This window comes from Actinoallomurus sp. NBC_01490, from assembly GCF_036227085.1.
Taxonomy (GTDB): Bacteria; Actinomycetota; Actinomycetes; order Streptosporangiales; family Streptosporangiaceae; genus Actinoallomurus; species Actinoallomurus oryzae.
Genome location: NZ_CP109433.1, coordinates 6,982,057 through 7,005,966 on the forward strand (window position 1 = coordinate 6,982,057; position 23,910 = coordinate 7,005,966).

The 23,910-nt window shown below is 72.9% G+C and carries 17 protein-coding genes; 13 read left to right on the forward strand and 4 right to left on the reverse strand.

What is annotated here, in order from left to right; all coding sequences use genetic code 11:
* Positions 1 to 54: 54 nt before the first annotated feature.
* The 9 genes from OG417_RS32550 to OG417_RS32590 all read left to right on the forward strand — a co-directional run bounded on the left by OG417_RS32550 (position 55) and on the right by OG417_RS32590 (position 10,496).
* Entirely contained in the window at positions 55 to 2,475 is a 2,421-nt protein-coding gene (locus tag OG417_RS32550) for a PQQ-dependent sugar dehydrogenase (protein WP_329236654.1), read from the forward strand.
* Positions 2,476 to 2,539: 64 nt separating this feature from the next.
* Positions 2,540 to 3,724 carry an inositol-3-phosphate synthase gene (locus OG417_RS32555; protein ID WP_442875588.1) on the forward strand — a complete coding sequence of 395 codons (1,185 nt, stop codon included), beginning with the start codon at positions 2,540 to 2,542 and terminating at the stop codon, positions 3,722 to 3,724.
* Positions 3,721 to 4,626, forward strand: a complete 906-nt coding sequence (locus tag OG417_RS32560) for an SCO3242 family prenyltransferase (RefSeq protein ID WP_329236656.1) — start codon at positions 3,721 to 3,723, stop codon at positions 4,624 to 4,626. Before OG417_RS32555 ends, OG417_RS32560 begins: the two co-directional genes overlap by 4 nt.
* Positions 4,623 to 5,471 carry a sugar phosphate isomerase/epimerase family protein gene (locus OG417_RS32565; RefSeq protein WP_329236658.1) on the forward strand — a complete coding sequence of 283 codons (849 nt, stop codon included), beginning with the start codon at positions 4,623 to 4,625 and terminating at the stop codon, positions 5,469 to 5,471. Before OG417_RS32560 ends, OG417_RS32565 begins: the two co-directional genes overlap by 4 nt.
* Positions 5,468 to 6,082: an EboA domain-containing protein gene (locus OG417_RS32570; RefSeq protein ID WP_329236660.1), complete on the forward strand. Its 615-nt coding sequence runs from the start codon at positions 5,468 to 5,470 to the stop codon at positions 6,080 to 6,082. Before OG417_RS32565 ends, OG417_RS32570 begins: the two co-directional genes overlap by 4 nt.
* A 1-nt stretch (position 6,083) precedes the next feature.
* The gene (locus OG417_RS32575; RefSeq protein ID WP_329236662.1) at positions 6,084 to 6,941 is read left to right on the forward strand and encodes a TatD family hydrolase; all 858 of its coding nucleotides are present in this window, start codon (positions 6,084 to 6,086) and stop codon (positions 6,939 to 6,941) included.
* A gap of 1 nt (position 6,942) precedes the next feature.
* Entirely contained in the window at positions 6,943 to 8,070 is a 1,128-nt protein-coding gene (eboE, locus tag OG417_RS32580) for a metabolite traffic protein EboE (RefSeq protein WP_329236665.1), read from the forward strand.
* Positions 8,067 to 9,464, forward strand: a complete 1,398-nt coding sequence (locus OG417_RS32585) for an alkaline phosphatase family protein (protein ID WP_329236666.1) — start codon at positions 8,067 to 8,069, stop codon at positions 9,462 to 9,464. The genes eboE and OG417_RS32585 overlap by 4 nt, the downstream gene beginning before the upstream one ends.
* A gap of 21 nt (positions 9,465 to 9,485) precedes the next feature.
* Positions 9,486 to 10,496, forward strand: a complete 1,011-nt coding sequence (locus tag OG417_RS32590) for a sugar phosphate isomerase/epimerase family protein (protein ID WP_329236668.1) — start codon at positions 9,486 to 9,488, stop codon at positions 10,494 to 10,496.
* Positions 10,497 to 10,565: 69 nt separating this feature from the next.
* Here OG417_RS32590 and OG417_RS32595 read toward each other — a convergent pair whose 3' ends face one another.
* Positions 10,566 to 12,074 carry an alpha/beta hydrolase gene (locus OG417_RS32595; protein ID WP_329236670.1) on the reverse strand — a complete coding sequence of 503 codons (1,509 nt, stop codon included), beginning with the start codon at positions 12,072 to 12,074 and terminating at the stop codon, positions 10,566 to 10,568.
* 142 nt (positions 12,075 to 12,216) lie between these two features.
* A complete protein-coding gene (locus tag OG417_RS32600; RefSeq protein ID WP_329236672.1) occupies positions 12,217 to 14,406 on the reverse strand; it encodes an excinuclease ABC subunit UvrA in 2,190 nt (729 codons plus the stop codon).
* Positions 14,407 to 14,538: 132 nt separating this feature from the next.
* Here OG417_RS32600 and OG417_RS32605 point away from each other — a divergent pair, with 132 nt between their 5' ends.
* The 4 genes from OG417_RS32605 (at position 14,539) to OG417_RS32620 (ending at position 19,699) form a co-directional block, all read left to right on the forward strand.
* A complete protein-coding gene (locus tag OG417_RS32605; protein WP_329262781.1) occupies positions 14,539 to 15,501 on the forward strand; it encodes a helix-turn-helix transcriptional regulator in 963 nt (320 codons plus the stop codon).
* Between the two features lie 56 nt (positions 15,502 to 15,557).
* Complete coding sequence (locus OG417_RS32610) at positions 15,558 to 16,103, forward strand: nitroreductase family deazaflavin-dependent oxidoreductase (protein ID WP_329236674.1); 546 nt, start codon at positions 15,558 to 15,560, stop codon at positions 16,101 to 16,103.
* Between the two features lie 84 nt (positions 16,104 to 16,187).
* Entirely contained in the window at positions 16,188 to 17,825 is a 1,638-nt protein-coding gene (locus tag OG417_RS32615; RefSeq protein ID WP_329236675.1) for an IclR family transcriptional regulator domain-containing protein, read from the forward strand.
* A 68-nt stretch (positions 17,826 to 17,893) separates the two neighbouring features.
* Positions 17,894 to 19,699: a sensor histidine kinase gene (locus OG417_RS32620; RefSeq protein WP_329236677.1), complete on the forward strand. Its 1,806-nt coding sequence runs from the start codon at positions 17,894 to 17,896 to the stop codon at positions 19,697 to 19,699.
* A gap of 46 nt (positions 19,700 to 19,745) precedes the next feature.
* Here the strand turns inward: OG417_RS32620 and OG417_RS32625 are convergent, their stop codons facing one another.
* Both OG417_RS32625 and OG417_RS32630 read right to left on the reverse strand, forming a co-directional pair.
* Positions 19,746 to 20,819, reverse strand: coding sequence for an enolase C-terminal domain-like protein (locus tag OG417_RS32625; RefSeq protein ID WP_329236679.1), 1,074 nt, complete (start codon positions 20,817 to 20,819; stop codon positions 19,746 to 19,748).
* Between the two features lie 64 nt (positions 20,820 to 20,883).
* Positions 20,884 to 23,862, reverse strand: a complete 2,979-nt coding sequence (locus tag OG417_RS32630; RefSeq protein WP_329236681.1) for an FAD-binding and (Fe-S)-binding domain-containing protein — start codon at positions 23,860 to 23,862, stop codon at positions 20,884 to 20,886.
* Positions 23,863 to 23,910 lie beyond the last annotated feature (48 nt).

Genomic DNA, 23,910 nt, shown 5'->3' on the forward strand with positions numbered 1-23,910 from the left:
CGGAGACCAATCGTGGACCGACCACGGTCAAGACTACTGCGAGCGACATGTGCGTTGGCGGTCGGCGCCGGGCTCGCGCTGAGCGCCGGCACCGCCGGCGCCACACCGGCGCCACACGCGACCAACCCGCTGCCGAAGGCCGCCACGGCCGACTTCCAGCAGGTCACCCTCGCCAAGGGACCGGACGCGATGGGTGAGCCGATGGCCATGGCCATCCTGCCGGACGGCAGCGTCCTGCACGACTCGCGCGACGGCACCGTCTACCACAGCCAGGACGGCGTGACGAGCGTCGTCGCGCACCTCGACGTCTACACCCACGACGAGGACGGCCTGCAGGGCATCGCCGTCGACCCGCAGTTCGCCCAGAACCACTGGGTGTACATGTACTACGCCCCGAAGCTGGACACGCCGACGACCGACGCACCGGAGGACGGCACGGCGGCCGACTTCCAGCCGTACTACGGCTACAACCAGCTCTCCCGGTTCAAGTTCACGGGCGGCAAGATCGACCTGAGCAGCGAGCAGAAGATCCTCAAGGTCGGTCCGACCAACCGCGGGATGTGCTGCCACGTCGCGGGCAACATCGATTTCGACGGCAAGGGCAACCTCTACCTGACCGCCGGAGACGACTCGAACCCGTTCGAGTCCGACGGGTACGCCCCGATCGACCGGCGGTCCACCCGTAACCCCGCCTTCGACGCCGAACGGTCCGCGGCCAACACCAACGACCTGCGCGGCAAGCTGCTGCGAATCCACGTGAAGAAGGACGGGTCGTACTCGATCCCGCGCGGCAACCTGTTCCCCAAGGGCACCGCCAAGACCCGCCCCGAGATCTACGCGATGGGCTTCCGCAACCCGTTCCGGTTCACCGTGGACCGCAGGACCGGCGTGGTGTACCTGGCCGACTACGGCCCGGACGCGCAGAACGCGGACCCGAACCGCGGGCCGGAGAACACGGTCGAGTTCAACCGGATCGCCAAGCCCGGCAACTTCGGGTGGCCGCTGTGCATCGGCGAGAACACGCCGTACCGGCAGTACGACTTCGCGACCGGCACCGCCGGGGCGCCGTTCGACTGCGCGCACCCGAAGAACGACTCGCCCAACAACACCGGGCTGCAGGACCTGCCGCCCGCGCAGCCCGCCTGGATCGCCAACCACTACGCGGGCAACCCGCAGTTCCCGCAGCTGGGCGGCGAGGGTGCGCCGATGGGCGGCCCCGTCTACCACTTCGACGAGAAGCTGAACTCCCCGGCGAAGTTCCCAGCCTCCTACGACGGGAAGTTCTTCCCCTACGAGTTCGGCGCGCACTGGATCAAGCCGATCACGATGGACGGCAAGGGCGCGATCCAGTCCATCGAGACGCTCACCGACGGCCAGGACTGGGCGCAGCTGAAGGAGCCGATCGACGCCGACTTCGGCCCGGACGGTTCCCTGTACGTCCTGGACTACGGCAGCAACTGGTTCGGCGGGTCACTCGACGCGGCTCTGTACAAGCTGGAGTACGCCCCGGGTGACAAGTCCCCCACGGCGAACATCACCGTGGACAAGACCTCCGGGCACAGCCCGCTGGCGGTCCAGTTCGACGGCACCGGCTCGATCGACCCGGAGAACGACGCGCTGACCTACGCGTGGGACTTCGACGGCAACGGGACCACCGACTCGACCGAGGCCAAGCCGTCTCACACCTACTCCGACAACGGGCAGTACCACGCGAAACTCACGGTCACCGACCCGAGCGGCCGATCGGGGACCGCGGCGATCCTGGTGACCGCCGGGAACACCGCGCCGACGGTCACGTTCACCGAACCCCCGAACGGGCTGACCTTCGGCGACGGCCAGCAGCAGACGTGGAAGGTCCAGGTCGACGACCCGGACGGCACCGTCGACTGCTCGAAGGTCCAGGTCGAGTACTCCCTCGGCCACGACCAGCACGCGCACAACCTGTCCCAGGCGACCGGATGCAGCGGAACGTTCACTCTGACGACCGCCGGGCACACCGACGCCGACAACTTCTACGGCATCTTCAGCGCGAGCTACACCGACACCTCACCGGCCTCCGGGGTGCCGGACCTCACGTCGAAGACGCAGATCGTCCTGCAGCCCAAGGACAAGCAGGGAGAGTTCTTCCAGTCCAACTCCGGCGTCCAGGTCACCGCGGTGAGCGGCGCCCAGGGCAACGCCGTCACCTCGATCAACGACGGTGACTGGACCGAGTACGACCCCTATGACCTGCAGGGCGTGAGCTCCATCGACTTCCGGGTGGCCTCCAACGGGCCCGGCGGCACGATCGAGGTTCACGCCGACTCGCCGACCGGAACCCTCGTCGGCTCGGCGGACGTCGCGGACACCTCCGGCGCCTTCACCACCGTGACCGCGCCGGTGACCGATCCGGGCGGCACGCACAAGTTGTTCCTGGTGTTCAAGGGCGGCGACGGTGACCTGTTCACTCTCGACGCCTTCGCCATGAAGAGCTAGCCGTCATCGGCGGCCGGCCGGGCGCCCCCGGCCGGCCGCCTCCATCCCTGCGGAAAGGGGAGACATGAGCGAGCGGAGCGACATGACCACGGGAGTATGGCTCGTCGGGGCGCGTGGCTCCGTCGCGACCACCGCGGTGGTGGGGGCGGCGGCGGTCGCCGCCGGGCTCACCCCGCCGACGGGGTGTGTCACCGAGTCGGCGGACTTCGCCGGGGCACGGCTGCCCGGCCTCGGCGACCTCGTCTTCGGCGGCCACGACGTCGCCGGCACCGGCCTGGCCAAGCGCGCCGAGCAGCTCGTACGGTCCGGGGTGGTTCCCGCGGGGCTGCCCGAACTGGTCGCGGACGACCTCGCGGCGGCCGACGCGGAGATCCGCCCGGGGGCCGGCGTCCCGGTGGACGCGCGCGACCAGGCCACGGCGGCGGCCTCTCTGGCCTCGGACATCACCGCGTTCCGCGAACGCCGCGGCCTGGACCGCGTCGTCGTCATCAACGTGGCGTCCACCGAGCCGCCGGCCGGGGAGCACCCGGCGCACGGGTCGCTCGACGCCCTGTCCGCCGCCCTCGCGTCCGGCACCGACGTGCTTCCGGCGAGCTCCCTGTACGCCTACGCGGCGCTGACCGCCGGCTGCCCGTACGTGGACTTCACCCCCTCGACCGGCGCCCGCCTGCCCGCGCTCGACGAGCTCGCCCGCCGGCGCGGCGTGCCGTACGCCGGCCGGGACGGCAAGACCGGCGAGACGCTGCTGAAGTCGGTGCTGGCGCCGATGTTCGCCCAGCGGGCCCTGCGCGTACGGGCGTGGTCGGGCACGAACCTGCTCGGCGGCGGCGACGGCGCCACCCTGGCCGACCCGGCCGCGGCGGCGGCCAAGAACGCCTCCAAGAGCCTCGTCGTCGGACGGACCCTCGGCTATCCGGTCGACGGCGAGGTGCACATCGACTACGTCGCCGATCTCGGCGACTGGAAGACCGCGTGGGACCACGTCGTCTTCGACGGCTTCCTCGGCGCGCGCATGAGCCTGCAGTTCACCTGGCAGGGCTGCGACTCGGCCCTCGCCGCCCCGCTGGTGCTCGACCTCGCCCGGCTGATGGCGCTGGCCCACGCCTCGGGGGTGGCGGGACCGGTGAGCGAGCTCGCCTTCTTCTTCAAGGACCCCGTCGGCGCCGACGGCACGACCGGCGGGCCCGGCGTGGACCACGCGCTCGCCACGCAGTACGAGACGCTCCGCTCCTGGGCGGCGTCCCGATGAGCGGCGCCGGCGGGCTGCCCTCGCCGCGCGCGGTGGCGGAGCTCGTCCGCGCACCGGCGGCCCTGACCGTTCCCGGGGACGCGCTGGCCGGCGCGGCGGCGGCCGGCTGGCCGTTCGGCGCGGCGACTCCCGCGCTGGCACTCTCCTCGACCCTTCTGTACTGGGCCGGGATGGCCCTCAACGACTACGCCGACCGCGACCTCGACGCGGTCGAACGGCCGGAGCGCCCGATCCCGTCCGGACGGGTCCGGCCGGGTTTCGCACTGGGGCTGTCGGCGGGGCTCACCGCCGCCGCGCTCGGCGCCGCCGGCCTCGCGGGCGGCCGGCGGGCACTCGGCGTCGCCGTACCCCTCGCGGCGACCGTGTGGGCGTACGACCTGGCGCTCAAGGCGACCCCGGCCGGTCCGGCCGCGATGGCCGCGGCCCGCGCCCTCGACGTGCTGCTCGGCGCGGGCACCGGGCGGCTGCGGGAGGCGCTGCCGCCCGCCGCGCTGGTCGGGACGCACACGCTGGCGGTGACCGCGCTCAGCCGGCGCGAGGTCAGCGGTGGCGGCCCCGCGCTGCCCGCCACGACGCTCGCCGCGACCGGCGCCGTCGCGCTGTCGGCCGCGGCGTGGCCGGTGCCCCGGCGGGAGCCGGGCCGTACGCCGCGTCTGCTGCGGCGGGTCGCGGGCGCCGGCCTGCTGGGGTCGTACCTGTCCACGGCGGGCGGTGCGCAGCTGGCCGCCGTCAAGGACCCCGGCGCCGACCGTATCCGCCGGGCGGTCGGCGCCGGGATCCTCGGGCTGATCCCCCTGCAGGCGTCGCTGGCGGCCCGGAGGGGCGCGCTGCCGGCGGCCCTGGCGGTGGCGGCGGGCTTCCCGCTCGCTCGCCGGCTCTCGAGAAAGGTGTCCCCGACGTGACGCTCCGGTACGGCTACGGCACCAACGGATTCGCCAACCACCGGCTCGACGACGCGCTGACGGTCATCGCCGGCCTCGGCTACCAGGGCGTCGCCCTCACGCTCGACCACAGCCATCTCGACCCGTACGCGGACGACGTGTCACAGCAGGTGGCGGCGGTGGCGCGCCGGCTGGACCGGCTCGGGCTCGGCGTCGTCATCGAGACCGGCGCGCGGTACCTGCTCGATCCCTGGCACAAACACGCGCCGACACTGATGAGCGACGAAGGCCAGGAGCGGCGGATCGGCCTGCTCGTACGGGCGGTGCGGATCGCGGCCGACCTCGGCGCCGAGGCCGTGTCGTTCTGGAGCGGCGTCAAGCCGGCCGGGGTGCCGGACGCCATCGCCGCCGACCGCCTCCTCTCCGGCTGCGCGAAGGTCGTCGCCGCGGCCGACGAGGCGGGCGTGCCGCTCGGCTTCGAACCGGAGCCCGGCATGTTCGTCGAGGACCTCGACGGCTACGACCGGCTGTTCGAGCGGCTCGGCCGGCCACCGTGCTTCGGCCTCACCCTCGACATCGGCCACTGCCGCTGCCTGGAGCGCGCGTCCGTGCCCGACTGCGTGCGCCGGGCCGGGTCCCGCCTGGTCAACGTGCAGATCGACGACATGCGCCGGGGCGTGCACGAGCATCTGGAGTTCGGTGAGGGCGAGATCGACTTCCCGCCGGTGCTCGCCGCGCTCGGCGAGATCGGCTACGCGGGCCTGGTCGCGGTGGAGCTCCCCCGCCACAGCCACGCCGCCCCGGACGTCTGCCGGAGGTCCCTGGACTTCCTTCGCCGGGCCGAGTCCAGCGAGGGGGCGGCGTGAACGACCTGCGGGAGACCCTGGACGCGCGGCTGACCGAGAGCGGCGCGCAGTGGCTGGACGCCGCCGCCGAACGGATCGCCGCCGACGCCGCCGCGATCCGGCCGCTGTTCCCCGCCGTCGGGCGGCACTGCGGGCGCGCCCCGCTCGACCCGGCGGCGGACGGGCACGGCTGGACGGTCGACGACGCCGCGCGTGCGCTGCTGCTGACGCGCCTGCCGCTCACCGGCCCGGCCCTGGCCCAGGAGGTCGCCGACCTGTACCGGTACGGGGACGCGGCGGAGAAGCGCGGCGTCCTGCGCGGACTGCACCTTCTCGACCTGGGCGACGAGGCGCTGCCGCTCGTCCACGACGCGCTGCGGACCAACGACACCCGGCTGGTCGCCGCCGCTCTCGGCCCGTACGGCGCGGCGCACCTCGACGCGCACGCGTACCGGCACGGGGTGCTCAAGTGCGTCTTCACCGGTGTGCCGCTGGCCGCGGTGGCCGGGTTGCGCGAGCGCCGGGACGCCGAGCTCGCCCGCATGTTCACCGCCTTCGCACGGGAGCGGGTCGCGGCCGGGCGGCCCGTACCGGCCGACGTGTGGCTCGTCACCGACCCAGAGGAGGACTGAGGTGCGCATCTTCGACCCGCACATCCACATGACCTCACGGACCACCGACGACTACGAGGCGATGTACGCGGCGGGCGTCCGCGCCCTGGTCGAGCCCGCGTTCTGGCTGGGTCAGCCGCGGACGTCGGTCGGCAGCTTCACCGACTACTTCGACGGGCTCGTCGGCTGGGAGCCGTTCCGCGCCGGGCAGTTCGGCATCCGCCACCACTGCACGATCGCGCTCAACCCCAAGGAGGCCGGCGACCCGCGGTGCCGCGGCGTGCTGGACGTGCTGCCGCGCTACCTGGCCAAGGACGGCGTGGTCGCGGTCGGCGAGATCGGCTACGACGCGATGACGCCCGATGAGGACTCGGCGTTCGCCGCGCAGCTGCGGCTCGCCATCGAGCACGACCTGCCGGTCCTGGTGCACACGCCGCACCGCGACAAGGCCATGGGCACGCGGCGCTCGCTCGAGATGGTGGCCGAGTCCGGCATCCCGCCCGGACGGGTGGTCATCGACCACCTGAACGAGGTGACGGTCGGGCTGGTGCGCGACACCGGATGCTGGATGGGCTTCTCGATCTACCCGGACACGAAGATGGACGAGGAGCGCATGGTGCGTCTCCTCGCCGAGTACGGCACCGACCGGATGCTGGTCAACTCCGCGGCCGACTGGGGGCGCAGCGATCCGCTGAAGACGGCCAGGACCGGCGCGGCGATGCTGGCCGCGGGCTTCACCGAGGACGACGTCGACAAGGTGCTGTGGCGCAACCCGGTCGCGTTCTACGGGCAGAGCGGCCGGCTCGACCTCGGCGGCCCGGAGCCCGCCGAACCCGCCGCGACCTATGCCGGCAACTCGGTGCTGCGCGGGGAGCGCTGAGATGCGCTTCCGCCATCCCGACGGCACGCTCGTGCACCTGGCGTACTGCACGAACGTCCATCCCGCCGAGGACCTCGACGGCGTGCTCGCCCAGCTCGCCCGCTACGCCGAGCCCGTACGCGAGCGGCTCGGCGCCGGCACGCTCGGCGTGGGACTGTGGCTGGCGGCCGACGTCGCGCGGGCGCTGGCCGACGAGACGGCCCTCGCCCGCCTGCGCCGCGAGCTGGACGCCCGCGGGCTCGAGGTCGTCACGCTGAACGGTTTCCCGTACCGCGCCTTCCACGCCCCGGTGGTGAAGCGGGCCGTGTACGTACCGGACTGGACCGAGCGGGCGCGGCTCGACTACACGCTGGACCTCGCCCGCGTCCTCCAGCGGCTCCTGCCGGACGACGTGGCGCGCGGCAGCATCTCGACGCTGCCGCTCGGCTGGCGCACCCCGTGGCCCGCCGAGCGCGACGACGCCGCCCGGCGGCGGCTCGACCTGCTGGCGCGGGAGCTGGCGCGGCTGGACCGGCCGGTGCGCGCCGCGATCGAACCCGAGCCCGGCTGTGTCATCGAGACGACCGGCCGGCTGCGACGTACGCTCGACCAGGTCGATCCCGAGTGGATCGGGAGCTGCCTGGACCTGTGCCACCTCGCGGTCGGGTTCGAGGACCCGGCCGCCGCCGTGGCCGCGGCGGCGCCCGTGGTCAAGGCGCAGGTGTCCGCCGCGCTCCAGGCCGACGATCCGGCGGATCCGGAGACCCGCCGGGCGCTCGGAGCCTTCGCCGAGCCGCGTTTCCTGCACCAGACGCGGGCGTCCGACGGCCGGAGCTGGGACGACCTGGACGAGGCGCTGGCCGCCGGCGGGCCGGGCCCGTGGCGGGTGCACTTCCACATCCCGCTGCACGCCAAGCCCGAGCCGCCCCTCGCGACCGCGCACGACACCCTCGTCGACACGCTCGGCGTCCTGCTCGGCGGCCCGGCCGCCCTCGTCGACCACCTGGAGGTGGAGACGTACACGTGGGACGTCCTGCCCGCCGAGCTGCGGCCGGGCGAGGCGCGCACGCTCGTGGACGGCATCGCCGACGAGCTCGCCTGGACTCGTGACCGGCTCCTCGCCCTCGGACTCCATGAGGTGATCTCGTGAACGACACGGACCGCCGGCCGACCCTCGTCCTCGACGTCGTCGGCCTGACCCCCCGGCTGCTCGCCCACATGCCGAACGTCGCGGCGGTGGGGACGGCCGGCTTCTCCGCCGGGCTCGACCCGGTCTTCCCCGCCGTCACCTGCTCGGTGCAGGCCAGCCTGCTCACCGGGACACCACCGCGCGACCACGGGATCGTGGGCAACGGCTGGTACTTCCGCGACCTCGGCGAGGTGTTCCTGTGGCGCCAGCACAACGCGCTGGTCCAGGGTGAGAAGGTCTGGGACGCGGCACGACGGCGACACCCCGGGTACCAGGTGGCCAACGTGTGCTGGTGGTATGCCATGGGCGCCGAGACCGAGCACCTGGTCACGCCCCGCCCGATCTACCACGCCGACGGCCGCAAATCGCCGGACTGCTACACCCGCCCGCCGGAGCTGCACGACGAGCTGACCGCCGAGCTGGGCCCGTTCCCGCTGTTCTCCTACTGGGGGCCGACCGCGTCGATCACCTCCTCACGCTGGATCGTCGCCGCCGCGCGGCGGATCCTCACCACGAAGAACCCCGACCTCACGCTCGTCTACGTGCCGCACCTCGACTACGACCTGCAGCGGTACGGGCCGGACGGGCCCGAGGCGGTCGCCGCCGCGCGGGAGGTGGACACCGCGCTCGGCCCGCTGCTCGACGCCGCGCGGGACCGCGGCGCCGCCGTCGTCGTGCTGAGCGAGTACGGCATCACCGCCGCGCACCGGCCCGTGGACGTCAACCGCGCGCTGCGACGCGAGGGGCTGCTGGAGGTGCACACCCAGGCCGGGATGGAGTACCTGGACCCGTGGGCGTCGCGGGCCTTCGCCGTCGCCGACCACCAGGCCGCGCACCTCTATGTCAGCGACCCCGCCGACGTGCCGCGCGTCCGCGACATCGTCGCCGCGCTGCCGGGAGTCGCCGAGGTCCTCGACGAGGCGGGCAAGGCGGCGTACGCCGTCGACCATCCGCGCGCCGGCGAGCTGGTCGCGGTGGCCGAACCGGACGCCTGGTTCACCTACTACTACTGGCTCGACGACGCGCGTGCGCCGGACTTCGCGCGGACCGTGGAGATCCACCGCAAGCCCGGCTACGACCCGGCCGAGCTGTTCTTCGACCCCGGTGACCGCGCGGTGAAGCTGCGCGCGGCCGCGGCGCTGGGCAGGAAGAAGCTCGGCCTGCGCTCGACGCTGTCGGTCGTCTCCCTGGACCCGTCGTGCGTCCGCGGCAGCCACGGCCGGCTCCCCGACACCCGCGCCGACGGCCCCGTGCTGCTCTGCTCCGACCCCGATCACGGACGCGAGACGTACGCGGCGGCCGAGGTGAAGGACCTGCTTCTGCGGCTGAGCGGACTGCCCAGCCTGACCCCGTGACGACGACTCCCGGAGGGAAACATGGCGCGACCGATCACCCTGTTCACCGGCCAGTGGGCCGACCTGCCGTTCGAGGAGGTGTGCCGGCTCGCCTCCGGCTGGGGCTATGACGGCCTGGAGATCGCCTGCTGGGGCGACCACTTCGAGGTCGCCAAGGCACTGGAGGACGACACGTACGTCCAGGGCCGGCTCGAGATCCTGGACAAGTACGGTCTGAAGGTCTGGGCGATCTCCAACCACCTCGTCGGGCAGGCCGTCTGCGACCACCCGATCGACCAGCGCCACCAGGCGATCCTGCCGTCGCGCGTCTGGGGTGACGGTGAGCCCGAGGGCGTACGGCGCCGCGCCGCCGAGGAGATGAAGAACACCGCGCGGGCCGCCGCCGCGCTGGGCGTCCGTACGGTCGTGGGCTTCACGGGCTCGTCGATCTGGCACACCGTCGCGATGTTCCCGCCGGTGCCCGAGTCGATGATCGAGGCCGGGTACCGCGACTTCGCCGACCGCTGGAACCCGATCCTCGACGTGTTCGACGAGGTCGGCGTCGGCTTCGCGCACGAGGTGCATCCCAGCGAGATCGCCTACGACTACTGGACCACCGTGCGGACGCTGGAGGCGATCGGGCACCGGGAGGCGTTCGGGCTGAACTGGGACCCGTCGCACTTCGTCTGGCAGGAGCTGGACCCGGTGAACTTCCTGCTCGACTTCGCCGACCGCATCCGGCACGTCGACTGCAAGGACGCCAAGGTCCGCACCGGCGACGGCCGCCGTGGCCGCCTGTCGTCCCACCTGCCCTGGGCCGACCTGCGCCGCGGCTGGGACTTCATCTCCACCGGCCGCGGCGACGTGCCCTGGGAGGACTGCTTCCGCGCGCTGAACGCCATCGGCTACGACGGGCCGATCTCCATCGAGTGGGAGGACGCCGGCATGGACCGGCTGGCCGGCGCTCCCGACGCCCTCGCCTACGTCCGGCGGCTCGCCGAGATCGAACCCCCGGCCGCCGCGTTCGACGCCGCCTTCGGCTCCGGCGACTGAGCCCGGTTCCCCGGCCGCAGAGGTACGGCCGGTGGAGGTCAGCGGGCGACCTCCGCCGGCCGCGCCGTCTCATTCGGCGTCGCAGCGGGTCCCCGGTGCGGGAGCCTGGCCGGTGAGCAGATAGTCCACTTCGTCGTGACGGGCGCAGGAGGAGTGGTACAGGGCGGTGTGCCCGTCACCGTCGTAGGTGAGGAGACGGCTGCCGCTGATCTGGCGCGCGAGGCTCCGCGCCCATGCGTACGGGGTCGACGGGTCGTAGGTGTTGCCGACCACCAGGACCGTGGGGACGCCGGTGATCCGCTGGGGGGCCGGCGGGTCGGCGGCCTTGACCGGCCAGCCGGAACAGCCGGTGGTCCAGTCCCAGAATTCGGAGTACCGCCACATGTGCGGGGCCGCCTTGCGGACGGCCGCCATGCGGGCCCGCAGGTCGGCGTAGCCGTGGATGTCCGGCGGGAAGTCCTGGCAGCCGATCGCGCGGTAGGCCGGGTAGGTGGGGTCGGCGCCGACGAGCGCCTGCCCCAGCGCGGAGGCGTCGGACGGCGTCTTCTCGGCGGCGGCCAGCGCGGTGCCGAGCTGCGGCCACATCGAGCGCATCGTCAGGTAGGCGTACGTCGCGGAGGTGACCTCGGCGGCGGACAGGGACCGTTTCAGGGCGGGATCGTCGACCTCGCCGCGTCCGGCGCGCGCGACGAGCGCGTCGAAGTCCTTGACGACGTCGCGGCCGTGCAGGGCGCAGTCGCCGGTCGCGGTGCACCAGGCGGCGAAGCGGCGGAACTCCCGTTCGATCGCCGTGGACTCGTCGATCGCGTCGCGGGCCACCGAGCGGGTGTGGTCCACGGCGCCGTCCAGCACCATCGCCCGCACACGGCCGGGGAACAGGCGCGCGTACGCGGCGCCGAGCTCCGTGCCGTACGAGACGCCGAGCCAGGTGATCCGCGACTCACCGAGCGCGGCGCGGACCGCGTCGACGTCGCGCGCCGCGCTGACGGTGTCCACCCGGCCGATCAGCGGGCCGGTCGCCTTCGCGCAGTCGAGCCCGTGCCGGCGGCTACTGGCGACCAGCCGCCGGTACTGTGCCTCGTTCGCCGGGAACGTCGGCGCGGCCGGGTCGTACACCGGCGTGGAGCAGCGGACCGGCGTGCTGTCCCCGACACCGCGCGGGTCGAGGCCGACCAGGTCGAAGCGTTCGCGCAACGGTTTCAGGTCGGCGCTGCCCAGGAACATCCCGCCCTGACCGACCGTCGCGGTCCCCGAGCCACCCGGGCCGCCGGGATTGACCAGGAGCGAGCCGATCCGGTGCGACGTATCGGTCGCGCGCAGCCGGTCCACCGCAAGGCTGATCTTCTTCCCGTCCGGGTGGGACCAGTCCAGGGGGACGGTGACGGTGGCGCACTCCAGCTGCGGCGCGGTGTTCGCCGTGTGGCAGTCGCGCCAGTCGAGTGACGACGTGACGTGACCGGACGTGACCTGGCCGTCCGAGGCACGGGTGCCCGCGTTCACGGTCGGGGACGAGCACGCCCCGGTGGCCAGGACGGTGGCGAGGGCCACGGCCGTCGCGGGCACGGATCGGTATCTCAACGGCTCTCCAGTGGTCGAGGGGAACGGCAGCGCACCGCGCATGCCGGGCTCGGGGATGATCGCATTCGGCGACGCCGCCCCACATCACACCGCGGGTGGACTTCGTCGCCGTCCGTGTGCGACTCCGGGCCGACCTGCCGCCCTACCCCGGGCGGACCGCCAGCGCCCTCCCGGTCGCCGACTCGCGGCATCGGGCGAGCCGTTCGGGGATCCCCTCGTAGAGGATCCGGCCACCGCGCCGGCCGGGTCCCGGGCCGAGGTCGATCACCCAGTCGGCCCGGCGGACGACCTCCAGGTGGTGTTCGATGACGACCACCGTGTTGCCCTTGTCGACCAGCCCGCCGAGCACGTCCAGCAGGGTGTCGATGTCGGACAGGTGCAGCCCGGTCGTCGGTTCGTCCAGAACGTAGAGGGCGTGCTCGTCCGGGCGTGCGAGCTCTCTGGCGATCTTCAGACGCTGGCATTCGCCACCCGACATCGTCGTCAGCGGCTGGCCGAGCCGGACGTACCCGAGGCCGACGTCGGCGACGTGACGCAGCGCGCCGGCGATCCCCGGATCGCGGAGCCGCCGGGTCGCCTCGCCGACGGTGAGATCGTCCACGTCCGCGATCGTCAGGCCGTCGACCGTGTGGGTGAGGACCTCGTCGGTGAACCGTCTGCCCCCGCACGCCTCGCAGACGACCTCCTGACCGTCCATGAAGGCCAGGTCGGTGTGGACGACGCCCGCACCGTCGCACGCCGGGCAGGCGCCGGCGGAGTTGGCGCTGAACAGGGCGGCGCTCACCCCGTTGCGCCGCGCGAACAGCTTCCGGATCGCGGGCGCGACACCGGAGTAGGTGAGCAGGGTCGAACGACGGTTGGTGGTCACCGGGCGCTGGTCGACGGCCGTGGCCGGGTGACGGTCCACGAGCTCGGCGACCAGGCTGGACTTGCCCGACCCGGCGACACCGGTGATCACCGTCAGCACGCCCTTCGGGATGTCCACGCTGACGTCCCGAAGGTTGTTGCGTCCGGCCTTCTCGACCCGCAGCCTCCCGGTCGCCTCGCGCGGTCGCCGCGGAGCCGGAGACCCGCGCAGCCCGCGCCCGGTCGGGGTGCCCGCGGCCGGCAGATCGCCGAACCCACCCTCGAACACGACGCGCCCGCCATCGGCGCCGGCACCCGGACCGATCTCCACGATCCGGTCGGCGACACGCATGACGTCGGGGTCGTGCTCGACGACGAGCACGGTGTTCCCCCTGTCCCGCAGCAGCTTCAGCAGGCCGGTCATGGACCGGACGTCGTGCGGGTGCAGGCCCACGGTCGGCTCGTCGAAGACGTACAGCATCTCGGTGAGGCTGCTGCCGAGGTGCCGCACCGTCTTGATGCGCTGGGACTCTCCGCCGGACAGCGTGGTCGTCGGCCGGGCGAGCGACAGGTATCCCAGCCCGATCGCGGTCAACGCCGCGAGCTTCTCGCCGAGCGCCTCGACGACCGGGGCGACGTTCGGTTCCCGTATCCCGGCGATGACGTCGGCCAGCTCGCCGATCTCCAGCCGGCTCATCTCGGTGATGGTCCGGCCGAGCACACGCGCCGTACGAGCCGCGGCGTTCAGCCGTTCGCCGTGGCAGTCCGGGCAGGTCTCCGACCGGGTGAACCGGTCGAGCACGGCCTGTTTGCGCTCCGAAAGGCTGTCCGCCGTGCGCAGATAGATCCGTTCGAAGACCTCGACCAGGCCCTCGTAGTCCTTCGGCGGCCGGGGCGTGAGCCGGGCCGCCGCGTCGCCGCCGTACAGCAGGGCCTGGCGCTCGCCGGCGGTCCACTCCCGCAGCGGCTTCGACGGGTCGAAGGAGCCGATCTCGGCGTACCGCCGGTACCGGTACTGGCCGATGTCGAACCCCGGCAGCAGGATCGCGCCGTGGTCGAGCGACCTGTCCGGATCGAGCATGCGCTCCGCGTCGGGGGTGAGCGTCTCGCCGAGGCCCGCGCAGACGGGGCACATACCGGCGGGGTCGTTGAACGAGAAGTGGTTCGACTCCCCCACGTGCGGCTCACTCACCCGGGAGAAGATCAACCGCAGGTAGGTGTAGGCGTCGGTGATCGTTCCGACCGTCGAACGCGCGTTGCCGCCCAAGCGTCTCTGGTCGATGACCACCACCGGCGAGAGCCCGTCGATCAGGTCCACCTCCGGGCGGCTCCACCGGGGCAGGCGGTTGCGGACGAACGGCGGATAGGTCTCGTTCAGCTGGTGGCCGGCCTCGGCCGCGATGGTGTCGAACACGAGCGACGACTTGCCCGACCCCGAGACACCGGCGAACACCACCAGTGCGCCGCGCGGCACATCGAGGCTCACGGACCTCAGATTGTTGGTTCGCGCACCACGGATACGGATCACGCGCTGCGTCTGCTGGAAAACGGCCACGTCGCCACCGTAGGAGCAGACGCGGTCAGACTATGACCGCAATAGAGTGGGGTCGTGCTCGACATGACGCACCGCACCCTCCAGCTCCTGGCCCACCTGCAGACGGGCCGGCGGTTCAGTGGTGAAGAACTCGCCGCGCGCCTGGACATCAGCCCGCGAACGTTGCGCCGCGACGTCGAGCGGCTCCGCGAGTACGGCTATCCGGTCACCACCCGACCCGGTCCCAGCGGCTTCTACCAGTTGTCGGCGGGCCGGACGCTTCCGCCGCTCATGCTCGACGACGACGAAGTGGTCGCGACGCTCGCCGGACTCGCGCTGCTCGGCTCCACCACGGCTGCCGATCCCGTCGCCGACTCGCGAGGCGGCATCGGAACCGCCGCCGACCGCGCGTACGGAAAGATCGACCAGTTCCTGCCGAAACGCCTCCGGCCGCGTGTCACCGCCTTCCGGGCGACCGTCGAAGCCGCTCCCCAGCCGGCGCCCGAGGTCGAGGCCGACGTGCTGGCGATCCTCGGGTCCGCCTCGGCCCGGCACGAACTCGTCACCTTCGCGTACACGAGCCGGACCGGCGGCACGACCACACGCCGGGTCGAGCCGTACCGCCAGGTCCATTTCCACCTGCGCTGGTACCTGCTCGCCTGGGACCTCGGCCGCGCCGATTGGCGTACGTTCCGGCTCGACCGCATCAGCGGGATCTCGGCCACCGGAACGCCGTTCACGCCCCGGCCGCTGCCGGCGCGGTCCGCTGCCGCGTATCTCCGCGAGGAGGTGTCCGCGGGCCGTCACCAGGCCGTGGTCGTCATCGACGCCCCGCCCGCCGTGGTCGGCGACGCGCTGAGATTCCAGGACTTCGACGTCGTGCCGCTGCCCGGGGACCGGAGCCGGGTCACCGTCTGGGTCGACTCCTTCGAGTGGTTGGCCCTCAACCTCCTCCCCATCGGAGCGGACTTCCGCATCGAGGAACCGGCCGAATTCCGTGACCGCTGCGAAGAACTCGCCTCCCGGCTGGAGCGGGCCGCGCGTTGAGCGGGTTACGCTCGTCACTCGTCATCGTCGACCGGACAGAGCGCGGTGAGGCCGTTATGGGTGATCACAGCGAGGACGCGGCGGCCCGGCGCCCGCCGAATGAGCAGTTTCAGGCCTACCTCGAGGGTCACCGGCGCAACCCGCTGACGACGACGCTCGCCGGAGCCCGCGTCCTCAACGCCTTTCAGGTGCCCTGGTTCAGGATCGCTCCCCCGCGCGGTTTCGGCGTGCTCACCACCGTCGGCCGCAAGACCGGAAAGAAACGGCGCACGTGCGTGCGGGCGATCCGGAACGGTGACAAGGCCTATCTGGTCTCGCTGACCGGGTCGGGCGCGGCGTGGTTTCTCAACGCGAAGGCGAATCCGCGGGTGAGGCTCCGCATCAGGGGAGGGAGCCTCGACGGCCTGGCCCATGAGATCACCGATCCGGCCGTGATCGAGGAGGGCCGGCGGATCTATTCGGGCACGGTGAATCCCTTCGACCGTCTCGAGTACCGCATGCACCGCACCGGCGCTCCGTCCGACGAGAAGATCCGTGCGATGCACGAGAAGTGGTACGCGGACGGGACACCGGTCGTGATCGAGCTGTCCACCGGGCGGTAGCGAGGGCTCCGCGGGCGAGGACTCCGGACTGTCGCGCCCCTGCCGGTACGGTTTCGGCGAGGGCCTGCGCGCTGGGGAGAGCGGATGACGCACATGACCAAGGAGGTGGCACGCCCGCGGGAGGCGGTCGGGCCGCTGATCCGGGGGCTGTCCGTGCTGCGCGAACTGGCCGCGGCGGGCGGGCGCGGGAGCGCCAGCGGGCTCGTGCGTGCGACGGGGCTGGCGCGCTCCACGGTCGACCGGAGCCTCAGCACCCTCGCGCGTCTCGGCTACGTACGGCCGGAGGGCCGGGACACGGTGCTCGCGCCCCGGCTGATGGAACTCGGCAACTCCTACCTGGCGGCCTGCGGACTCCCCGATCTCCTCGGAGCGGTCGCCGAGCGGCTCGCCGGCGACCTGGACGAGCCGGTCTGGATCACCGTTCCGGACCGGGACGGCGTGCGTTTCGTCCATCAGGCCTCGCGGCGGCGCGCGCTGTCGGTGGCGTTCCGCGTCGGCGATCTCCTGCCCGCGGAGTGCGGCGTGGGAGGAACGCTGTTCGCCGCCGAGTGGTCCGACGACGAGTGGCGGCGGCGCGAGGAGGGCGGCTTCGCGGACGTGCCCGGCGGGGTGGGAAAGGCCGCCGAGTCCTTCGAGGAGCGGATCGCCCGCGCGCGCCGGGACGGCTGGGCGCTGGACGATCGGCTGCTCGAACCGGAACTGGTCGCCCTCGCGATGCCGGTGCGCGACCGTACGGCCGGGCAGGCGTGCGCCGTGAGCGTGGTCAGCCACACCAGCCGGCACAGCGCCGGATCGCTGCGGGAGGCGGTGCTGCCCCGGCTTCGCGAGGCCGTCGTGGCGATGGAGGGGGCGCTGGCGGCCCCCGTCCCGCCGGCCGCGAACGCTCCGGCCCAACGCGCGCCGGCCGCGCCGCGGGTGCGCTCGTCAAAGCAGGAGCTGGGCGCGGAGTTCGTGGAGTCCTTCGCCCGCGGCCTCAGCGTCATCACCGCGCTCGGCGAGCCGCGGGCCGCGCTGCCGCTCACCGCCGTCGCCGAGGCCACCGGCCTGGCCCGCGCCACCGTACGGCGCTCGCTGATCACGCTGACACACCTCGGCTACGTGGCCTGCGAAGACGGGCTGTTCCGGCTGACACCGCGCGTGCTGGACCTGGGCTTCGCCCGCCTGGCGGCCCTGACGTTGCCGGAGATCGCCCAGCCGCACCTGGCCTCCCTGGTCGCGAGGGTGAACGACTCGGCGTCCATGGCGGTTCTCGTGGGCGAGGACATCCAGTACGTGGCCCGCGTCCCCACCGTCCGCATCATGAGCGTCGACATCACGCTGGGGACCAGGTTCCCCGCGCACGCGACGTCGATGGGACGTGTGCTGCTCGCCGGACTGCCGGCGCACGAGCGCGGGGAGTTCCTGCGGCGGGCGGACCTCAGGCCGCTCACCCCCCGTACCGTCACCTCGGCCGGGCGGCTCGACGCGATCCTCGGCCGGACCGAGCGTGACGGTTACGCCCTGGTGGAAGAGGAGCTGGAGGAGGGGCTGCGGTCCATCGCCGTCCCGGTCCGCGACCGCGCCGGCCGGGTCGTCGCCGCCATCAACGTCTCGATGCACGCGGGCCGGCTCACGGCCGGGCAGGCCCGCGAGTCCGTCCTCCCGCCCCTGCGCGACACGGCGGCGCGCATCGAGCAGGACCTGCACGTGGCCGGGCGCTACGTCAAGATCCGTACCTCCTGAGAAAGACCCTTCCGGCGCCGCCGTACCCGCTGGACGAGCGAATCGCGGGACGGTGAGTACATTGAGTTATGCGCTCGGGCACGGCCGCGATCGTGGGCCGCTGGAGCCGCCGCCCTCCCCTGCTGCTGGGGATCGTGGTCGCGCTCGCGTGCGTCGCCGCCGAGACGTTCCTCGCCCGGCTGCTCAGCCAGATCACGCCCGCACGGTCGCTGGAAGTCGTGTATCTGCTGGGCATCGTCGCGGTGGCGGCCATCTGGGGCCTGTGGCTCGGGCTGGTGACCGCCGCCATCAGCACCCTGGCTCTGGACTACTTCCTCACGCCGCCGCTGGGGAGCCTGACCCTGAACAAGGCCGAGGACTGGACGGTGCTCGCGATCTTCTTCGCGGTCACGGTGCTGGCCGGTTCGATCTCCAGGCTGGCCCGGTCGCTGGCGCTCGAGATCGACGCTCGCGGGGAGGCCGACCTGGCCGCCGAGCTGGCGCGCGTCCTCCTGCAGACGCCGGATCTCAAGACCGCGGAACCGGCGGCGGCGCGCCTCCTCTCGGACGCTCTCGGCCTCCCGTACGCGGCGATCGAGCGCGGCGCCGTCTCCGGTGACGGCCGGCGCGTGGCGTTCCCGCTGCACGACCGTGGCGTCCCGGCGGCCTCGCTCATCGTCCCCGCCGGTCTGCCGAGGTCGACGCTGCGGCGCCTCCGGGAGCGGGTGGTGCCGTCCCTTGAGATCACGCTACGGGCGGCGCGGGAACGGGAGCGGGCCGCGAACCAGCAGGTCGCGCTGCGGCGCCTGGCCACGCTCGTCGCCCAGGAGGCCCCGCCGGAGCAGGTGTTCGGCGCGGTCGCCCGCGAGGTGGGACGGCTCCTGGAGGCGCCCCACGCCGCGGTGATCCGGTACGAACCGGACGGGACCGCCGCCTCCAATGTCGGCATCTGGGACCGGAGTGCGCCCATCGCGACACCGCCGAAAGGCCGCTGGCCGCTGGAGCCGGACAGTGCCGCGGAACTCGTGGCACGGACGGGCGAGACGGGACGGGTGGAGCCCGTCCGCGTCCCGGCGCTCGCCGGCGAGTTCCGCGCCTCGCTGCGGACGCAGACCGCCTCCGCCGTCGGCTGTCCCGTCACCGTCGGTGGGCGGCTGTGGGGCGCGGTGATCGTCGTCTCGCCGTCGGAGCCGCTGCCCGATGACATCGAGAAGCGTTTGGGCGACTTCATCGACCTGCTGGTCACCGCCATCATGAACGCCGAGAGCCGCGCGGAGCTGGAGGCCTCACGGGCCCGGGTGATCGCGGCGGCCGACGCCACCCGGCGGCTGATCGAACGGGATCTTCACGAGGGGGTCCAGCAACACCTGGTCGCGCTCCTGCTCGAGCTGCGCGCCGCGACGGCCACACCGCCGGACCGCCCGGGCGACGTGCGAAGAATGCTGCGCCACACGGCGCGTGCCCTGGACGAGGTGCTGGAGGACCTGCGGGGACTCGCCCGGGGCCTTCATCCGGCACTGCTGTCCAGGCAGGGTCTCGAACCGGCGATCAGGGCGCTCGCCCGCTGCTCCCCGGTGCCGGTGGAGTTGAACATCCACGCCGGCCGGGTCGCCGAACGGAGCGAGGTGACCGCCTACCACGTCGTGTCGGAGGCGTTGACGAACGTGGCCAAGCACGCCGACGCGTCCGTCGCCCACGTCGAGCTGACGGTCCGGGACGGCGCCATCCGGCTGTCGATCCGCGACGACGGCACGGGAGGGGCCGACGCCGCCCGCGGGTCGGGACTCCTCAGCATCAGAGACCGTGTCGAGGCCATCGGCGGCAGGTTCGAGATCAGCAGCCCGGCGGACGGCGGGACGGCGCTGTTCGCCGAGATACCGATCACAGGCGACTGATCGCGAGCCGGCCGGCACGCGCTGCGGCCCCTGCGCACCAGCGCGTTCAGGCGACCCGGTAGGGCTCGGCGTCCGGGCGTTTGAACTCCAGGCCCAGGCCGGGGGCGTCGTCTCGCGGGCGTACGGTGCCGCCCGCCGGGTCGAGGGCTCCGTCGAAGAGCATCGACTCGATGCGCACGTGGTCGTGGAACCACTCGATGTGGCGGGCGTTGGGGATGGCGGCCATCGCGGCGGCGTGCAGGTGCGGGGCGCAGTGGGCGGACAGGTCCCTGCCGTGGGCTCGGGCGAGCCCGGCGGCGCGGAGGAACTCGGTGATCCCGCCGATCCGCGTCACGTCGGCCTGCGGGCAGTCGATGACGGGCAGGAGCCGGACGAAGTAGGGCAGGTCATAGCCGTACTCCCCGGCCGCCACCTCGCACGGCACAGCGTCGCGTACGGTCGCGAGCCCGGCCAGGTCGTCGGAGGAGACCGGCTCCTCGAACCACCGGATGTCGGCGGCCCGGGCGACCCGGACCGCCTGTTTGGCGCTGTAGGCCCCGTTGGCGTCGGCGAACAGCTCCGTGTCCGGACCGATGATCTTCTGCGCGCGGCGCAGGCGTTCGACGTCGCGGGCCTCGCGGCTCCCCCACGCCTCCCCTATCTTGATCTTGACGCGGGGGATGCGCTGCTCGCCGGCCCAGTGCTCGAGCTGTTCGCGCATCCGTGCGTCGTCGTAGGTGGTGAAGCCGCCGGAGCCGTACACGGGCACCTCCTCGCGGACGGCGCCGAGCAGGTGGTGCAGCGGCAGGCCGAGGCGGCGGGCCTTCAGGTCCCACAGGGCGCAGTCGACGGCCGAGATCGCCATGGAGCACAGGCCGGGGCGGCCCGCGTTGCGGACCGTGCGGCACATGGCCTCGTGCGCGGCGGGCGGGTTCAGCACGCCGCTCCCGGCGACCTCGGGGGCGAGCAGCTTGGTGACCACCTGCGCGACGGTCGCGGGCCCGTACGTCCAGCCGATCCCGGTGACGCCCTCGGCGCTCGCCTCGACCAGGACGAGAGTGGTCGAGTCCCACTGCAGCGTGCCGTCCGCCTCGGGGGCGTCCGTCGGGATCGTGTAGGCGGCGGTGGAGAGCTCGATCATGGCACCTCCCCCGCCGGCGTCGCGATCATGACGCCTCGTCGCCCGCTTCCCGCGCATCGCTCGGTCACGAGACCTCCGTCGGTGTCGTGACCGCCGTGTCGCGTTCGCCGGTCTGCTCCGGGCACAGCAGTTCCGCGAGCAACTCGGCGAGGTGTTTCGGCTTCGCCTCCGTACCGGCCTCGATCTGGGTGCGGCAGGAGAAGCCGTCGGCGAGCACGGTGGTGCCCGGGTCGGCGTCACGTACCGCCGGCCACAGCCCCAGCTCGGCGGCGCCGACGGAGACGTCGTAGTGGCCGCGTTCGAAGCCGAAGTTGCCGGCCAGGCCGCAGCAGCCCTCGTCCAGCACGTCCGCCTGGACGCCGACGCGCTGGAGCACCTCGGTGTCGGCCTCGAACCCCCAGATGGCGTGCTGGTGGCAGTGCGTCTGGGCGATGGCGGTACGGCCCGTGCCCGGCGGGGGCGCGGTGATCGCCTGCGGCGCCCGGTCCAGGAGGAACTCGGCCAGGGAGTGGGTCTGCTTCGAGAGGCGCTCGACGTCCGGATCGCCGGACATCAGCTCCGGGGCGTCCGAGCGGAACACCGCGCCGCAGCTGGGTTCGAGGGCGATCACCGGGGTGCCGGCGCGCAGCCGGGGCGCCAGGGCGTCGACGGTTCGGCGCAGCACCCGTTCGGCCGTGGCGAGCTGCCCGGTGGAGATCCAGGTGAGCCCGCAGCACAGCGGGACGGGCGGCATCTCGACCCGGAACCCGGCCGCCTCCAGCACCCGGACGGCCGCCTGGCCGATCGCGGGGTGGAAGTTGTTGGTGAAGGAGTCCGGCCACAGGACGACCGACGGCCCGTCCGCCTGCGGACCTCCGCGCCGCTTGAACCAGTCGGTCAGGCGTTCGCGGGCGAACCGGGGAAGCTCCCGGCGCCGGTCGACGCCGCCGGCGCGTTTGACCACCCGGTCGAGCCCCGGCGCGTGCGTCAGGGCGTTGACCGCGCCCGGCGCGGCGGAGGCCAGCCGTGCCCACAGCGGGAGCCAGCCCATCGAGTAGTGCGACAGCGGGCGGGGCCGCCGGCGGTAGTGGTGGGCCAGGAACTCGGCCTTGTAGGTCGCCATGTCGACGTTGACCGGGCAGTCGCCGCGGCATCCCTTGCAGGCGAGGCACAGGTCGAGGGCCTCGTGGACGTCCTTGGACCGCCAGCCGTCGGTGATGACGGCGTCCTCGCCGCCGCCGCGCATGCCGCGCATCATCTCCATGAGCAGCCGGGCGCGCCCCCGCGTGGCGTGCTTCTCCTCGCGGGTGACCCGGTAGCTCGGGCACATGACGCCGCCGGAGGAGGCGCGGCACTTGCCGATGCCCACGCATCGCGCCGCCGCGTGCGTGAACCGGCCGTGGTCTTCGGGATAGTGGAAGTAGGTCCGCGGCTCGGCGGGGTGGTAGCCGAGGTGGTCGAGGTTCTCATCCAGCCGGAAGACCCCCGGCGTGCCCGCCGGGTGCTCGGTCTCCTCGGGCGAGGCGACCTTTCCGGGGTTCATCCGGTTGCCCGGATCGAAGATCCTCTTGTACCGGCCGAACAGCCGGATGATCTCGTCGCCGAACATGATCGGCAGCAGCTCGCCGCGGGACTGGCCGTCCCCGTGCTCGCCGGACAGCGACCCGCCGTAGGAGGCGACGAGGCGCGCGGCGCGCTCGACGAACCGGCGGTACGTCTCGGCCCCGTCGGGGTCCTCCAGGTCGAAGGCGATCCGCGTGTGCACGCACCCCTGCCCGAAGTGCCCGTACAGCGACGCCGACCCGTAGCCGAACTCCTCCAGCAGGGCGCGGAAGTCGCGCAGGTAGTCCCCCAGCCGGTCGGGCGGCACCGCCGCGTCCTCCCAGCCCTCGTGCGTGTCCGGCCCGCTGGGAGGGTACGCGGTCGCGCCCAGGCCGGCCTCGCGGACCTTCCACAGCCGTTCTTCCTCGTCCGGGTCGTCCAGGTAGGACACGCCCGGGCCGTGCTCGGAACGGTGGATGTCGGACAGCAACCGGTCGGCGCGCTCGTCGGCCTCCTCCCGCGTGTCGCCGCCGAACCGGACCATCAGCCACCCCGACCCCTCGGGCAGCTCGTCCAGCACGCCCTGCTTCGCCACGTGCTCGACGCGGGCCAGGTCGATGAGCGTCTCGTCGATCCCCTCCAGGGCCAGCGGCTCGTGCCGGGCGACGGTCGGTACGGCGTCGCCGGCGGCGGCGATGTCGTCGTACCCCAGGACGACGAGGGACTGGTACGGCGGCACCGGCACCAGCGAGATCTCCGCCTGCAGGACGGTCACCAGCGTGGACTCGCTGCCGACGAGGGCCCGGGCGAGGTTGAAGCCGTTCTCGGGCAGCAGCGCGTCGAGGTTGTAGCCCGAGACCCGGCGCGGGATGTCCGGATAGCGGGTACGGATCAGCGCGAGGTTCTCCTCCGCCAGCTCGTGCAGCGCCCGGTAGATCTCCGCTCGCCGCCCTCCTTCGGCGAGGATCCGCTCGTACTCCTCCTTGCTGGTCCGCCCGACCCACATCCGCGTGCCGTCGTAGGTCAGCACCTCCATGCGGATCACCGAGTCGGCCATCTTCCCGTACGCCTGGGCCGAGGCTCCGCAGGAGTTGTTGCCGATCATCCCGCCGATCGTGCACGTGTCGTGCGTCGACGGTTTGGGGCCCACCATCAGGTGATACTTCGACAGCTCGGCGTTGAGATCGTCCAGGCAGGCACCCGGTTCGACGACCGCCCGCCGCCGGTCGGGGTCCGCCGACACCAGGCGACGGCAGTACTTGGACCAGTCGATCACCACGCCGCTGTTGCAGCACTGTCCCGCCAGGCTCGTGCCCCCGCCCCGCGAGAAGACCGGCACATCATGCTCCCGGCACACCGCGACGGCCTCCACGGCCGCCTCGACGTTCCGGGGGACCACCACGCCGATCGGCACCTGCCGGTAGTTGGATGCGTCATGGGCGTAGTCGGCGCGCGACCCGGCGTCGAACCGCACCTCGCCGTCGACGCGTGCCGCAAGATCGCGGAGAAGTGTCTCGGACATATGACTTCGGTTACCCGCGTATCAGGTTTCAATCGCGCTCTCCGGGAA

Coding starts and splice junctions, on each gene's coding strand:
- OG417_RS32555 (WP_442875588.1), top strand. CDS start 2,540: ATGAGCGAGCGGAGCGACATGACCACGGGAGTATGGCTCGTCGGGGCG.
- OG417_RS32560 (WP_329236656.1), top strand. CDS start 3,721: ATGAGCGGCGCCGGCGGGCTGCCCTCGCCGCGCGCGGTGGCGGAGCTC.
- eboE (WP_329236665.1), top strand. CDS start 6,943: ATGCGCTTCCGCCATCCCGACGGCACGCTCGTGCACCTGGCGTACTGC.
- OG417_RS32590 (WP_329236668.1), top strand. CDS start 9,486: ATGGCGCGACCGATCACCCTGTTCACCGGCCAGTGGGCCGACCTGCCG.
- OG417_RS32605 (WP_329262781.1), top strand. CDS start 14,539: ATGACGCACCGCACCCTCCAGCTCCTGGCCCACCTGCAGACGGGCCGG.
- OG417_RS32610 (WP_329236674.1), top strand. CDS start 15,558: ATGGGTGATCACAGCGAGGACGCGGCGGCCCGGCGCCCGCCGAATGAG.
- OG417_RS32615 (WP_329236675.1), top strand. CDS start 16,188: ATGACGCACATGACCAAGGAGGTGGCACGCCCGCGGGAGGCGGTCGGG.
- OG417_RS32620 (WP_329236677.1), top strand. CDS start 17,894: ATGCGCTCGGGCACGGCCGCGATCGTGGGCCGCTGGAGCCGCCGCCCT.
- OG417_RS32625 (WP_329236679.1), bottom strand. CDS start 20,819: ATGATCGAGCTCTCCACCGCCGCCTACACGATCCCGACGGACGCCCCC.
- OG417_RS32630 (WP_329236681.1), bottom strand. CDS start 23,862: ATGTCCGAGACACTTCTCCGCGATCTTGCGGCACGCGTCGACGGCGAG.